The sequence below is a fragment of the Saccharopolyspora antimicrobica genome (genome assembly GCF_003635025.1).
GTDB classification, from domain to species: Bacteria; Actinomycetota; Actinomycetes; order Mycobacteriales; family Pseudonocardiaceae; genus Saccharopolyspora; species Saccharopolyspora antimicrobica.
Window position 1 is genome coordinate 5,501,472 of sequence record NZ_RBXX01000002.1, and the last position, 12,906, is coordinate 5,514,377.

At 70.8% G+C, this 12,906-nt stretch carries 15 protein-coding genes; 2 read left to right on the top strand and 13 right to left on the bottom strand.

Annotation, left to right across the window (positions count from 1 at the left end):
- Both couO and couN read right to left on the bottom strand, forming a co-directional pair.
- The gene (gene couO / locus ATL45_RS26375; RefSeq protein ID WP_093159457.1) at positions 1-897 is read right to left on the bottom strand and encodes a 4-hydroxyphenyl-beta-ketoacyl-CoA hydrolase; all 897 of its coding nucleotides are present in this window, start codon (positions 895-897) and stop codon (positions 1-3) included.
- Positions 894-1,805: a 4-hydroxyphenyl-beta-hydroxyacyl-CoA dehydrogenase gene (gene couN / locus ATL45_RS26380; protein ID WP_093159459.1), complete on the bottom strand. Its 912-nt coding sequence runs from the start codon at positions 1,803-1,805 to the stop codon at positions 894-896. The genes couO and couN overlap by 4 nt, the downstream gene beginning before the upstream one ends.
- A gap of 100 nt (positions 1,806-1,905) precedes the next feature.
- Between couN and ATL45_RS26385 the strand changes: the two genes are divergently transcribed.
- The gene (locus ATL45_RS26385) at positions 1,906-2,340 is read left to right on the top strand and encodes a MarR family winged helix-turn-helix transcriptional regulator (RefSeq protein WP_093159462.1); all 435 of its coding nucleotides are present in this window, start codon (positions 1,906-1,908) and stop codon (positions 2,338-2,340) included.
- Positions 2,341-2,395: 55 nt separating this feature from the next.
- Here the strand turns inward: ATL45_RS26385 and ATL45_RS26390 are convergent, their stop codons facing one another.
- The 6 genes from ATL45_RS26390 to ATL45_RS26415 form a co-directional block, all read right to left on the bottom strand.
- Positions 2,396-3,145 carry a sulfite exporter TauE/SafE family protein gene (locus tag ATL45_RS26390; protein ID WP_093159541.1) on the bottom strand — a complete coding sequence of 250 codons (750 nt, stop codon included), beginning with the start codon at positions 3,143-3,145 and terminating at the stop codon, positions 2,396-2,398.
- A complete protein-coding gene (locus ATL45_RS26395; RefSeq protein ID WP_093159464.1) occupies positions 3,145-3,714 on the bottom strand; it encodes a rhodanese-like domain-containing protein in 570 nt (189 codons plus the stop codon). The genes ATL45_RS26390 and ATL45_RS26395 overlap by 1 nt, the downstream gene beginning before the upstream one ends.
- Positions 3,715-3,750: 36 nt before the next feature.
- Positions 3,751-5,151 carry an MBL fold metallo-hydrolase gene (locus ATL45_RS26400; RefSeq protein WP_246025552.1) on the bottom strand — a complete coding sequence of 467 codons (1,401 nt, stop codon included), beginning with the start codon at positions 5,149-5,151 and terminating at the stop codon, positions 3,751-3,753.
- A 70-nt stretch (positions 5,152-5,221) separates the two neighbouring features.
- A complete protein-coding gene (locus ATL45_RS26405; protein WP_093159469.1) occupies positions 5,222-5,491 on the bottom strand; it encodes a metal-sensitive transcriptional regulator in 270 nt (89 codons plus the stop codon).
- A gap of 122 nt (positions 5,492-5,613) precedes the next feature.
- A complete protein-coding gene (locus tag ATL45_RS26410; RefSeq protein WP_093159472.1) occupies positions 5,614-6,543 on the bottom strand; it encodes an NADP-dependent oxidoreductase in 930 nt (309 codons plus the stop codon).
- 209 nt (positions 6,544-6,752) lie between these two features.
- Positions 6,753-7,907, bottom strand: coding sequence for an alpha/beta hydrolase family protein (locus ATL45_RS26415; RefSeq protein WP_170210356.1), 1,155 nt, complete (start codon positions 7,905-7,907; stop codon positions 6,753-6,755).
- A gap of 175 nt (positions 7,908-8,082) precedes the next feature.
- On the opposite strand from ATL45_RS26415, the gene ATL45_RS26420 reads away from it, so the two are divergent.
- Positions 8,083-8,850, top strand: a complete 768-nt coding sequence (locus ATL45_RS26420; RefSeq protein WP_093159477.1) for an SDR family oxidoreductase — start codon at positions 8,083-8,085, stop codon at positions 8,848-8,850.
- A gap of 18 nt (positions 8,851-8,868) precedes the next feature.
- Here ATL45_RS26420 and ATL45_RS26425 read toward each other — a convergent pair whose 3' ends face one another.
- From ATL45_RS26425 to ATL45_RS26445, 5 genes are all read right to left on the bottom strand, one after another.
- Positions 8,869-9,753, bottom strand: a complete 885-nt coding sequence (locus ATL45_RS26425; RefSeq protein WP_093159480.1) for a proline iminopeptidase-family hydrolase — start codon at positions 9,751-9,753, stop codon at positions 8,869-8,871.
- Entirely contained in the window at positions 9,750-10,157 is a 408-nt protein-coding gene (locus ATL45_RS26430) for a nuclear transport factor 2-like protein (protein ID WP_211841292.1), read from the bottom strand. Before ATL45_RS26430 ends, ATL45_RS26425 begins: the two co-directional genes overlap by 4 nt.
- 230 nt (positions 10,158-10,387) lie before the next feature.
- Positions 10,388-11,827, bottom strand: coding sequence for an MFS transporter (locus tag ATL45_RS26435; protein WP_093159482.1), 1,440 nt, complete (start codon positions 11,825-11,827; stop codon positions 10,388-10,390).
- Between the two features lie 152 nt (positions 11,828-11,979).
- Positions 11,980-12,393, bottom strand: coding sequence for a nuclear transport factor 2 family protein (locus ATL45_RS26440; protein WP_093159484.1), 414 nt, complete (start codon positions 12,391-12,393; stop codon positions 11,980-11,982).
- Positions 12,390-12,899: a nuclear transport factor 2 family protein gene (locus ATL45_RS26445; protein ID WP_093159487.1), complete on the bottom strand. Its 510-nt coding sequence runs from the start codon at positions 12,897-12,899 to the stop codon at positions 12,390-12,392. The genes ATL45_RS26440 and ATL45_RS26445 overlap by 4 nt, the downstream gene beginning before the upstream one ends.
- Between the last annotated feature and the right edge of the window lie 7 nt (positions 12,900-12,906).

Sequence of the window (12,906 nt, forward strand, 5' to 3'; positions counted from 1 at the left end):
TCAGCGCTTGATGCCCAGAACGCGCAGTGCGTTCTCCTTGAAGATCAGCGGTGCCACTTCGGGTTTGATGTCGAGAGCGGCGAAGTCCTTGCGCCAGCGGTCGACCTGGATCACCGGGAAATCGGAGCCGAAGAGCGCCTTCTTGCGCAGCACCGAGTTCACCGCCCGGACCAGCTGGGGCGGGAAGTACTTCGGGGACCAGCCGGACAGGTCGAGGTAGACGTTGGCCTTGTGCGTGGCGATGGAGATCTGGGCATCGACCCACGGCACCGCCGGGTGGGCCATGACGATGGTCAGGTCCGGGAAGTCGGCGGCGACGTCGTCGAGGAACATCGGGTCGGAGTAGCGGAGCTTGATGCCGTGCCCCCCTGGCAGTCCGGCACCGATACCTGTCTGTCCGGTGTGGAACAGCGCGGGCACGCCTGCTTCCGCGATGACCTCGTACAGCGGGTAGAACCGCCGGTCGTTGGGCTCGAAACCCTGCATGCTCGGGTGGAACTTGAAGCCGCGCACGCCGCACCCCTCGAGCAGCGTGCGGGCCCGCTCCACCGCGGCTTTGCCGCGCCAGGGATCGACCGAGCCGAAGGGGATCAGCACGTCGTTGTTGGCGGCGGCCAGCTCCGCGATCTCCTCGACCGAGTTGGGGGCGTGTCCGGTGGCCGAGGTGGCGTCGACCGTGAACACGACGGCCGCCATGTTGCGCTCGCGGTAGTGCTCAGCGATGGATTCGATGCTGGGCGTGCGTTCCTCGCCGGACTTGAAGTACTTCGCGGAAGCCGCCATCAACTCGTCGTCCAGCGAACGACGCCCGCAGCCGTCGATCTCCACGTGGGTGTGGATGTCGATGGCCTCGATCGCGTCGAAGTCGATGCCGCATTCGTAGCGGGTCGAGCTCATTTCGGCATGACCTCCTCCGGGAACTCCTCGCCCACCGACTCGATCGAGCCGGCGAAGGTCTGGCCCCAGCAGGCGGCGATGTCCTCGGCAGACCAGCCGCCGTCGTGGAAGTCCGTGGCGGTCAGTTGCGGGTGCGACCACAGCGCCAGCCGGTCGCCGCCGATCGACAGGGCCTGCCCGGTGATGTCGGCGGCGGCGTCGGAGGCGAGGAAGGCGATGACCCCGGCGGCGTCCTCGGGGGTGCCCATGCCGACGTCGCGTCGAATGATCGCCGGCAGCGGCTCGCCGCGCTTCATCGACTCGATGTGCGGCGCGAGGAACGGGATCGTCTCGGTCATCGCGGTGGCCGCAACGGGGCAGACCGCGTTGACGGTGATACCGGCGCGTTGCAGCTCCATGGCCCAGGTGCGGACCATGCCGACGATGCCGGCCTTGGCCGCCGAGTAGTTGGTCTGGCCGAAGTTGCCGCGCTGGCCGGCGGGGGAGCCGATGCAGATGATCCGGCCGCCTCCGCCCTGTTCCCGGAAGCGCAGCACGGCCTCGCGCACGCAGGTGAAGGTGCCGCGCAGGTGCACGTCGATCACCGCGTCGAAGTCCTCGTCGGTCATCTTCCAGACCACCTTGTCGCGCAGGATGCCCGCGTTGGTGACCAGGACGTCCAGCCGGCCGAAGGTCTCGACCGCGGTGGCCACCAGCTCCCCGGCCGCTTCGGACGTGCCGACCGGGGTGACGACGGCGACGGCTCGCCCGCCCGCCGCGACGATCTCTGCGACCGCCCCGTCCGCACTGGCCCGGTCGATGTCGTTGATCACCACCGCCGCTCCGTTGCGGGCGAGCTCCTTCCCGTACGCGAGACCGAGTCCCCGCCCGCTGCCGGTGATGATGGCGACCTTGCCGCTCAGATCCATGGATGCTCCTCCTGTAAGGCGGATCACAGGTAAACATCCATCATTGAGAATGTCAATGATTGAAACCTGCTACGCTTGTGGGGCACACGGAGGAGGGCGCATGGCGCAGACCCGGCCGCAATTGCTGGCCGACGACATCGGATTCCTGCTCTCCCGCGCCGGGGGAATGGTGCTCGGCGCGGTGAACAAAGCGCTGGTCCCGCTCGGTCTGAAGGTGCGTTCCTATTCGGTGCTCGTGCTGGCCTGCGAGCACGAGCAGGGCGTGAACCAGCGCGGCGTCGCGGCCACGATGGGGCTCGATCCCAGCCAGATCGTGGGGCTGATCGACGAGCTGGAGGACCGCGGACTGGTCGCGCGGACCCCGGATCCGGCGGACCGGCGGAACCGGCTGATCGCCGCCACCGATGAGGGGCGCCGGGTGCGGGACGAGGCGCAGGCGCTGGTGGATCAGGCGCACAGCGGCTACTTCGAGGGGCTGTCGGCGAAGGCGGTCGTCGAGTTGCGCGAAACGCTGAAGCGGATCGTTTTCCCGTGAAAGATGTCGTGAGTGCGTAACGGTGTTCGAACACCGTTACGCACTCACGACCCCCCTACGCCGCGAGCCCGATCACCGACGAGATGCCCACGCCCGCCGCGATGGCCAGCACGGCCCAGGCGAACGCGCGGCGGACGGTGTTCGCCGGGAGCCTCCCGGCGAGCCGGGCGGCGGCGATCGACACCAGCATCGCGGTGCCCGCGAAGGCCACCAGCACGGCGAGGTCGAGCTGCGCCACCGCGCCCGAGTGCGCGATCAGCCCGCTGATGGAGTTGATCGTGATCACCACCATCGAGTTCGCGATGGCCTGCTGCGCGGTCAGCCCGAGCAGCAGGGTCAGCGCGGGCACGATGACGAATCCGCCGCCGACGCCGAAAAGCCCGGTCAGCACACCGACCCCGGCCCCGGCGGCGGCCGTCTTCGGCACCAAGTCGCCGTCCGGGGCACCGGCGCGGTCGTTGCCGCGGAACATCCGCGAGGCGACGACGACCATCAGCGCCGCGAAGCCCAGCATCAGCCAGTCCTGCGGCAACGACCGGCCGAGCGCTGCGCCGCCGATCGTGCCGGGGATCCCGGCGATCCCGAAGATCAGCGCCACCGGCCACTGCACGAGCCGCAGCCGGCTGCGGGAGCACAGGCCGCCGATGGCCGATGCGGCCACCACGACCAGCGCGGTGGGAACCGCGGTGCTCAGCGGCTGCCCGACGCCGTACACCAGCGCCGGAACGGCCAGGATCGAACCTCCGGCGCCGAGCAGACCGGTGGAAAGGCCGATCACGACGCCGAAGACGATGGCGAGCAGCATCACGTCAGCGCCGCGAGCAGCGACGGCACGTCCTGTTCCGGCGTCCGGTTGTACGGCAGCAGCGAGAGCATCCGGGCCATCCCGCAGGTGTTGCTCAGCGCGGAGAAGGTGAGCCCGGCACCGATGAATCCCGCCAGCCACTTCAGCTTCGGCGCGACCGCGCTGCCCACGACCCCGGCGAGCACGAGGGAACCCGCAGCAAGCCGGACCTGCCGCTCCATCGCCCACTTCCCGCGCCCGCGCGAGACCGGAGCGCCCTGCTGCTCCCAGGCGCCGATGCCGCCCTTGAGGACGGTGAGCTTCGGGAGCCCCGCAGCGGCGAGCAGGCCGCGGGCTTCCGCGGCGCGGACGCCCGATCCGCACACGAGCACCACCGGGTCGGAGTGGTCGGCGGTCAGCTCGGTGTGGTGCGCGCGCAGCACGTCGAGCGGAACGTTGTGGGAGCCAGGGATGTGCGCCGCGGCGAACTCACCGGGGGTGCGCACGTCGATCAGCCGGGTCCGCGGTGCCGAGCGCACCAGCTCCCGGGCATCGGCGACATCCACTGTGGACTCTAACGAGCCGGTCATGCTTCTCCTTCGAATGCGGTTCTTGCCGTGCGTGGTTCAGGACGTCAGGGTGACGCCGGAGGATCGGGCGGTGGCGAACGCGTCGTCGATGACGACGGTGGTGCGGCCGGCGGATTCCAGCAGCGAGGCAGCCGCCGTGGCGCGGTAGCCGCTGCCGCAGTGCACCCACACCGAACCGGCCGGGACCTCGTCGATCCGCTGGGCCAGCTCGTAGAGCGGGATGTGCACGGCGCCGTCGACGTGCGAGTCGCGCCATTCGTTGTTCGTCCGCACGTCGAGCACGACGTCCGCGCTCGGGAGCCCGCCGAGCTCGCCGTCCAGCGCGGCGGCCAGCTCGGCGAAAGTGGCCGTCGGCGTGCTCACCAACTGCGCGGAGTCGGCGGCCAGCTGCGCGGGCTGCCCGGTCGCGGCCGCGGCGGGCTGGTCGATGCCGATGCGCACCAGCTCGCGCTGGGCGTCGGCGATCTGCTCACCGGACTCGCCGACCAGCGTGATCGGCGAACCCCACTCGATCATCCAGCCCAGCCAGGTCGCCATCGGGCCGTCCAGGCCGAGGCTGACCGTGCCTGCCAGGTGGGATTCGACGTAGGCCTTGCGGGAGCGCAGGTCCACCACCCACTCGCCGCGCCGCAGTCGCTCGGCGAGCTCGCCGGGAGATGCCTCGGCCGGTGCGCGGAGGTCCAGCGGTGCCGGGCCGGTGATGTTGCGGGCGCCCATGTGCGCGTAGTACGCGGGGTAGGCGTCGAGCCCGGCGAGCGTGGTCTCGACGAAGTCCTGCTCGGCCAGCGACAGGGCGGGGTTCGCCGCGCGCTGCTCGCCGATGGTCGACGAGTCGCCGCTGGCCTGCGTCGCCGAGCAGAAGCTGCCGAAGCCGTGCGTCGGCCAGATCTGCGCCCCGGCGGGCAGCAGGTCGGCCAGCTTGCGCGCCGACCGGTGCTGGTGGCGGGCGAGCTCCACGCTGTGCTGCTCGCCGAGCAGGTCCGTGCGACCGGTCGTCCCGTAGAGAAGCGAGCCGCCGGTGAACACGCCGACCGGCTCCCCGGCGTCCTCCAGCACGTACGACAGGTGGTGGAAGGTGTGGCCCGGCGTGGCCACGGCGCGCAGTCGGAGGCGGTCGGTGACCTCCAGCAGGTCGCCGTCGCGCAGCGGGCGGTGCGCGAAGGGCGCTTCGTCGGCCGCGGCGATGCCGTACTCGGCCCCGGTCAACCGGGCCAGCTCCAGGCCGCCGGAGACGTAGTCGTTGTGCACGTGCGTTTCGAGGACCAGCGCGATCCGCGCACCTGCGCGCCCGGCGGCGGCGAGGACGCGGTCCACGTCGCGCTGCGGGTCGATCACCACGGCGCGGCGGCCGTCGGTGGCGAGGTAGCTGCGGTCGCCCAGCGAGGAGGTCTCCACGACCTCGACCTGGAGTCCGCTGAGCTGGGGCAGTGCTGTCACGGCGATTCACCTCCGATACCCCGGGGGGTATGCGATGGATGCACGGGTGGCGTGCTCGGGTCGGGTGGGATCAGGCGAGGGCGAGGAAGAGGCGTTCGAGCTCCTGCTCGGTCATCGGCGGTTCCTCGCCGTCCTCCCGGGCCTGCTGGCAGTACCGCATGCCGCTGGCCACGATCTTGAAACCGGCGCGGTCGAGAGCGCGGGAAACGGCGGCCAGCTGGGTGAGCACCGCGGCGCAGTCGTCGCCCTCTTCGATCGACTCGATGACGCTCGCCAGCTGCCCCTGCGCGCGCCGGAGGCGCGTCAGCGCATCGCCGAGCAGTTCGGGTTTCATCTGCATGTCTCCGACGGTACCCCCGGGGGTATCCGAACGCACGGTGCTGTGGCTCAACGCACTCGGCGCCCGCACAACGGCCAGGAGGCCCGCCGGGGTGCGGATCGGCGGGCCTCCTCGGCACTGCTTCAGAGATCTTCGGTGGAGAGCACGAGCTTGCCGCGCGTGTGCCCGAGCTGGTTCAGGCGCCAGGCCTCCGCCGCTTCGGCGAGCGGGAGCACCTGGTCCACGTGCACGGTCAGCCGGCCGCTGTCGGCCAGGCCGGCGAGCTCCGCGAGGCCCGCCGAGTCGGGGCGGACCCAGACGTAGTGGCCGCCCTTCGCCGCGGCCTCCGGGTTGGCGATGGAGGCGAGGCGCTCCGGCTTCTCGAGCAGCTGCAGCGATGCGTCGACCGCGTCCGCTCCGAAGAAGTCGAGCGCCGCGTCGACGCCGTCCGGTGCCAGTTCGGACACGCGGTCGGCGAGCCCGGGGCCGTAGGTCACCGGTTCCGCGCCCAACTGCCGCACGAAGTCGTGGTTGCGCTCGCTCGCGGTGCCGATCACGCGGGCGCCGCGTGCCACGGCGATCTGGACGCCGAGCGAACCGACCCCGCCCGCCGCCGCGTGGATCAGCACGGTGTCACCTGCGCCGACGCCGACCCGGTCGATCGCCTGGTGCGCGGTCAGCCCGGCGAGGGGCACGCCTGCGGCCTGTTCCCAGGAGAGCGCGACGGGCTTGCGGGCCAGCATGCGCACGTGCGCGGACACCAGTTCCGCGTAAGCGCCGTGCTGGGCGGTGTCCTTGCGGATGTAGCCGTACACCTCGTCGCCGGGCGCGTACTCCTCGACGTCGAAGCCGACCCGCTCGACGATCCCGGCCACGTCCCAGCCCGGGATCAGCGGGAAGTGCGTCTCCATGAGGCCGTCGAGGCCGCCCGCGGCCAGCTTCCAGTCCACCGGGTTGACGCCGGCGGCCTTCACCCGGATCAGCACCTCGCCGGGGGCGACCTTCGGCTCCGGGAGGTCGGTCAGCCGGAGGGCGTCCGGCCCGCCGTACTCGTCGAGGACGATCGCCTTCACGCCGCAACCCCCTTTCGTACGAGGGGCTGCGGACTCGCGGCTGTGCGCCGAGCAGTGGTCATCGGGTCTTCCTCCGCCGTGCTGTGAAACTGTTTGCACGCGATATTACTTGCGTGTGCACTTATGCTGCAGGCGCGTGTTGAAGGCGTGCAAGAGGAGTCGCTCCGGTCCGGGCTCGATTGTCCGCGCCGTGCGGGCTCGGCGCCGGGTCACGGCCGGGGGCAGGAGCTCTGCGGTCGTCCGCCGGTGAGGAGCGTTTCGGCGAATCGCTGGGCAGCGGGCTGGGAGGCGGCGAGGACCTGGCGGTGGTCCGCGCCGTCGAAGACCTCGTAGCCGATTGCAGGGGAGCGTCCGCACAGCGCTTCGACCAGGCTCGCGGTGCCCGGTTCGTTCACCAGCGCGTCCGTGCTGCCCTGCAGCACCAGCGTCGGGACGCGCAGTGCCAGACCTTCCGGCTCCTGCGACTTCAGGTACGCGGTGAGCCCGCCCAGATCGGCGCCGTCCCGGAAGACCCGCTCCGCATCGATCGTCGCGGCGGCTTCGCGGACACCGTCCTGGCAGGTCCGGCGCGCTGCGTCCAGTACCGGTCGGGCCTGCTCGTCGAGCAGGTCCTCCGGCACGATGCCCGGGTCCACGGCGGCCGCACCGATGAGCAGCGTGGGCAGGAACGGCAACGCCGCCCGGACGCTCCGCTCGTCCGACTGCTGCTGGAAGTACGCGGTGGTCCGGCTGCTCTGGAAGCCGCCCGGCGCGATGGACACCGCGCCGCGCAGCGACAGGTCGTGCTGGTCGGCCGCTGCGGTGTGGAGGGCGGCGTGCCCGCCTTGGCTGTGGCCGATCGCGAACCAGTCCGAGCCGATGCCGGGCGTGACCTGGCGCGCGGCGCGGACGATGTCGGCCACCGCGTTCGCCGCGCTCCGCCCGTTGAGGTACGGGTGTTCGCCGGGCGTGCCGAGCCCCTCGTAGTCGGTCTGCACCACCGCGTAGCCCGCGGCGACCCACCGGTCCAGTGTCTGGTCGGCGAGCCCGACGTAGCCGTGCGCCGGGCCGCCCGGGCGGTCGGCGGAAGGCGCGCAGACATCGGCGGTGCCGGTGGTGCCGTGCGCCCAGCTGATCACCGGCCAGCCCTGCTGCGGCGGTGGCGACGCGGGCACCGAAACGGTTCCGGAGACGGTGACCGGTTCGCCGCGGGCGCCTTCGGAGGTGTAGGTGATCAGCCATTCGCTCTGCGCGCTGGGCAGTCGTTCGTGCTCCAGCGGAGCCGAGCTCGTCAACGTGCCGCGCGCGGGTTCCGGAGAGGTGCCCGCGGAGCAACCAGCCAGGAGCAGTGCGGTCAGCGAGGTGGTCAGGGCCAGCCGGTTCACGGGCGTTTCCTCCTGTGCGGGCAGATGGCGTTCCGGAGAGACAACCTCGTAGGAAACCGCCGGCGGGTGCGCAGATCCCACTCAGCGGTACGGACGGACCGCGCCGGTGCCGCGCTCGGTTAGGCATGAGGCCGGTGCAGCCGGAGGTGAGCTGCGAACCTTGTGAGGAGAACGCATGACACGCCGCATCGCAGTGACCGGCTCGGCATCGGGCATCGGCAAGGCGCTGGTGGAGGTGCTGCGAGCTCAGGGCGACACCGTCATCGGAGTCGACCGGGAGGCCGCAGACATCCAGGCCGATCTCTCCACTGAGGACGGGCGTGCTCGGGTGGTGGCTGAGCTCGGCGCCGGGCCGCTGGACGGAGTGGTCGCGTGCGCCGGTGTCTCGGCGCCCGATCCGATCAGCGTGAGCGTCAACCACTTCGGCGTCGTCCGGCTGCTGGAAGGCCTTCGCCCGGTGCTCGCCGCCGCGCCGAACCCGCGGGCGGCGGTGGTCGGTTCCATCGCGGGCACCCAGCCGGTGGATCAGGCGGTGGTGGACGCCTGCCTGCGGGATGACGAACCGGCCGCCCTGGAACTCGCCCGCGCGGCGGTCGCGAACGGCGCCGGGTACCGGCTCTACCCGTCGTCGAAGTCGGCTCTCGCGCAGTGGCTGCGCCGAGCGGCGGTGACCGAGGAGTGGGCCGGTGCGGGCATCCCGCTCAACGCGGTGGCACCGGGCGTCGTGCTCAGCCCGATGGTCGCGCCGCTCATCGCGGACGAGGCGATGAAGGAGGTTATGGACCGAGCGGTGCCGATGCCGCTGAACGGCTACGCCCGGCCCGTCGTCATCGCCACCGCGCTGACCTGGCTGATCAGCACCGGGAACACGCACATGACCGGCCAGGTGATCTACGTGGACGGTGGCGCGGATGCGACCTTGCGCGGACCGGGCGTCTTCTAGCGGTGTGCCTCGACGTGGTCACCGTCCACGTGCCTCGACGCGTGCCAGGTAGTCCCGGACGATGCCGACGTACTCACTGCGGAGCGGTTCGGCTTCCAGATAGCCCATGTGCGCCGCGCCGGCCTGCGTGATGTGCTCCGAGTCCGGAATCCGGGCGGCGATGTCGGCCAGGTGCGCGGGAACGCATTCGTCGAACTCCCCGCCGAGGACGAGCGTCGGGATCCTGATCCGTTCGAGCTCGTGGAAGATGTCCCACTCCTTCAGCGTTCCCGTCACGTGGTAGTCGGCCTGGCCGATCATCGTCCGGAACGTCGTCAGGCTCATCAGCTCCGGGACCAGCCGTGGCGTGGCGGTGCGCACCACGCACGCACGCAGGTACTCCGCCTGGGCGACCTGGTAGTCCGGGTGGTCCGTCTCGCCCCGCAGCTCGCGACCGTAGGTGCGGTCGAGCACGTTGCCGGGCAGTTTCGCCAGCAGAGCCCGGACCTCCGCCTCGAACCGCGGCACGCTGGCCAGGCCGTTGGCGCAGACCAGGCTCGTCCACGCCGGTGCGCGCTCCGCCGCGAACTGCAGGCCGAGCATGGCACCCCAGGAGTGGCCGTAGACGTGCGGCCGCGCCAGGCCGAGGCCCTCGATCACGGCGCCGAGTTCGTCCAGGAAGCGGTCCACCGTCAGCAGAGCGGTGTCCTCGATGCGATCCGAGCGTCCCACTCCCAGCTGGTCGTACCAGATGACCTCGCGTTCCCGGGCGAGCGGCTCGAACGCCTCGAACAACACGTCACTCGGATAGCCGGGCCCGCCGTGGACCAAGAGCAGTGGTACGCCACCGCTGCCCATCCTGCGGTACCAGACCCTGCCGCCCGGAACCGAAATCCTGCCTTCCGCTGTTCCGGCCGAAGTCACAGCTGCCGCCCACCGGAGAGCGGAATCTCCTGGTCGCGCGGCATGACATAGGTGTACTCCTCAATCCGGTCGATGAGATCTCCCTCGAAACGGAGGTGCATCGCGGCGTGGACCTCGCGACAGGACCCGTCGGCCAGTTCGAGGCGGAGGACCTGCTGTTGAAGCACTTCGTCGTCGTTCTGGAACTGGCGGAACACGTCGTACTCCAGCGCGTGAACGGTGGGCATCAGCAACTCGAGCTGGTCCAGTTTCTCGCCGATGGCCTGTTCTCCCACACCGTCGTTGTGCCACACGGTGGCCGTGTCGTTGCACATCTCGCGCACGCGGTCGAAATCACCCGATGCCAGCCTTCGCAGGAACTCGGTCGCCGTCTCGCTGATATTCCGGCGCATAGCGCGCGTCACCTTCATCTTCTTTTGAGGAACGGGTTTCCGCGATCCGGCCACGCGCGGACTCGGTGGCCAGAGGGGCGTTGCGCGCTCCACGGTAGGGAAAGTCCAGTGGCGACGGAAGTCTTGAATTATCCGATCGCGTCCGGCAGTGAATACGGCGCCGAAACGGTTCCAGGAGCGTTCCAAATGTCGCAGTCATTCGTTGGTCGCGGCGGTGATCACCGTGGCCGCGTGACGAATGGTCATTCCCGGTCGCGTAGCGGGCCGACCAGCAGTGCGCTGGTCAGGGCGATCGCGCCGCACGCGGCGGTGGCGAGGAAGGCGAGCACGAAGCCGGTTTCTGTGTAGTGGGCGCCGGGCAGCAGGAGCAGCACGATCAGCACCTGCGAGCCGATCGAGCTGCCGAAACTGCCCACCAGGTTCAGCATTCCGCCGCTGACGCCCTGGACGTCCGCCGGAACCGCGTGCACGAGCACGTTCGGCAGCGCCGCCGACGCCGAGCCGATGCCGATCCCGAACACCAGCTGGGCCAGCAGGACCGCCGTCGCGGTGTCGTGCACGAACGCGATCAGGGCCGCCCCGGTGACGAGCGCCGAAGCGCCGAAGGTCATGCCTGCGCGGGGCCCGAAGCGCCGCGAGATCAGGCCGCTGACCGGACCCGCCACCATCGCCGACACGCCCGATGCGGCGAGGAACCCGGCCACCTCCAGCGCCGTCGCGCCGAACCCGAAACCGCCCTCCGGCGCGGACATGACGAACATCGGGACCAGCATCGAGTTTCCGACCAGCGCGAACTGGACGCACGCGTTGGCCAGCAGCGGCAATCCGACCCGCCGTTGCGCGAGGAGGTCGATGCGCACCAGCGGATCGGCGGCGCGCCGCTCGTAGCGGAACCACCCCGCGATGAGGAGCACGCCCGCACCGATCCCGCCCAGCACCGGCACCGAGAGCCAGCCCGCGCTCTTGATCGTGCCGACGCCGAAGAGGAAGGCCAGCGCGCCGAACCCGAGCAGTGAAGCGCCGATCCAGTCCACACCGGCCCGGGCGCGCAGCCCGCTCTCCGGGACGAAGCGCCACACCAGCAGGCCCACCACGATCGCGTAGCCGAACTGGAACCAGAAGATGCCGCGGAAGGTGAACGGCTCGACGAGCAGCCCGCTGATGACCGGACCGATGATCGCGCTGGCGCCCATGCCGGTGCCGATGAAGCCCAGCGCGATCGGGATCAGCCGCTTCGGGAGCACGTCCCGGACCAGCCCGTAGGCCAGCGACAGCACGGCCAGCCCGAACCCCTGCAGCGCACGACCGGCGATCAGCAGCGGCAGCACCGGGGCGGTCGCGCACAGCGCGGTGCCGACGGCGAACACCGCGGTGCACACCAGCGCGATCGCCTTCTTGCCGTAGATGTCGCCCAGCTTCCCGCACACCGCGAAGGCGATGGCGCCGACCAGGGTCACGGCGGTGACGATCCAGGAGATGTCCGGTGAGCGGTAGGCGGCGGCGATCTCCGACAGCGCCGGGGTGACCATCGTGTAGGTGAGGCCGGTGATCTCCACCAGCAGGACGAGGAGTGCGACGATCGCGCAGTTCTGCGCGGTGGAGCGGTCCTGGCGCACGGATTCGCCGTCGGCGTCCGATCCGGTGGCGGCGGCCGTTCTTTGCGGTGGAGGTGCCTGTTCCATCGTGAACCCTCGTCGAGTCGGGTGGCGGGAGCGTCGAAAACGGCCCAGCAGCGGGGAATCGCGGCTGGTCGTGGTGCCCGGGGAGGGCGGTGCACCGGACGCTAGCCACCCGGCGGAGGAGTGTTCGGTGTGGTCCCGCTCACCGAGAGGGATCAGGATTCGGCCGGGCCGAAAACGCCGAAGTCGCCGAGGAAGATCCGCATGTCGAAGACGCGGGAGGACAGTCGCCAGCCCTCGGGTGTCCGCACCCAGCGGTCGTCGTACTCGCCCATGCACTCGAAGAACTTCCCGGCCATCGCGCCTGCCCCGGAGTGGTGGACGCGGGCGTAGGTGAGGGAGCGCGCGGTGTCGCCGTCGACCGTGATGCGGTGGTTGCCGAGGAGGTGCTGGGTCGGGCCGCAGGCACCGAGGTGGTCGCTGATCTGGCGGACGATCGCCTCCGCTCCGTCCTTGCGGTAGCCGTGGGCGTTCGGGAGGAAGGCCGCTCGGACCGATTCCCAGTCGCGGGCGTCGATCGCGGCGGCCAGTTCGGCCAGTCGCTCTGCGATGTCGTCCCGGTCGCTCATCGGTCCTCCTCGCTGCGGTGCTCCTGATCGATGTCGAGCGCCGCGAGCAGGCGGGGCGCCTCCGCGCGGCCGTCGAGGACCCGGCTCGTTCGCCGGGTCACGCGCCAGCCCTGCGGTCCTCTGCGCAGCTGCCAGCGGTTGGCGGTGGCGCGGCGCACGACGAACTCGCCGTCGCGGTGCACGATCATCAGCGAATGGCCGACCGCGACCGCGTCGTCGTCCTCGACCGTCACGTGCGCCGGGCCGAGGAAGTGCGCGCAACCACCGCGGATCCAGCTCTGGTGCCGCGGTCCGGCGACCATCGCGGTGATCTCGTCGCGGCCGTTCATCGACAGCTCGTCGACGTCGTAGGCGCCGTCGGGTTCCCAGCGGTCGGCCACGGCGTCGGCGCTGCCGCTGTCGACCAGCGGGCCGTAGCTCGCGATGAGCCGGGCGATCTCCTGCTGGTCCTCCAGCCTCCGCAGGCGGGCCGCCAGTTCGGCGAGTTCGGTGGACTGCTCGGCCATCGGTGCC

What these genes read in the sequence shown, in the direction of transcription:
- ATL45_RS26435 (WP_093159482.1), bottom strand. Translation starts at nt 11,827, where the DNA reads ATGGAACAGGCACCTCCACCGCAAAGAACGGCCGCCGCCACCGGATCG.
- ATL45_RS26445 (WP_093159487.1), bottom strand. Translation starts at nt 12,899, where the DNA reads ATGGCCGAGCAGTCCACCGAACTCGCCGAACTGGCGGCCCGCCTGCGG.
- ATL45_RS26395 (WP_093159464.1), bottom strand. Translation starts at nt 3,714, where the DNA reads ATGACCGGCTCGTTAGAGTCCACAGTGGATGTCGCCGATGCCCGGGAG.
- ATL45_RS26385 (WP_093159462.1), top strand. Translation starts at nt 1,906, where the DNA reads ATGGCGCAGACCCGGCCGCAATTGCTGGCCGACGACATCGGATTCCTG.
- ATL45_RS26390 (WP_093159541.1), bottom strand. Translation starts at nt 3,145, where the DNA reads ATGCTGCTCGCCATCGTCTTCGGCGTCGTGATCGGCCTTTCCACCGGT.
- ATL45_RS26420 (WP_093159477.1), top strand. Translation starts at nt 8,083, where the DNA reads ATGACACGCCGCATCGCAGTGACCGGCTCGGCATCGGGCATCGGCAAG.
- couO (WP_093159457.1), bottom strand. Translation starts at nt 897, where the DNA reads ATGAGCTCGACCCGCTACGAATGCGGCATCGACTTCGACGCGATCGAG.
- ATL45_RS26405 (WP_093159469.1), bottom strand. Translation starts at nt 5,491, where the DNA reads ATGCAGATGAAACCCGAACTGCTCGGCGATGCGCTGACGCGCCTCCGG.
- ATL45_RS26440 (WP_093159484.1), bottom strand. Translation starts at nt 12,393, where the DNA reads ATGAGCGACCGGGACGACATCGCAGAGCGACTGGCCGAACTGGCCGCC.
- couN (WP_093159459.1), bottom strand. Translation starts at nt 1,805, where the DNA reads ATGGATCTGAGCGGCAAGGTCGCCATCATCACCGGCAGCGGGCGGGGA.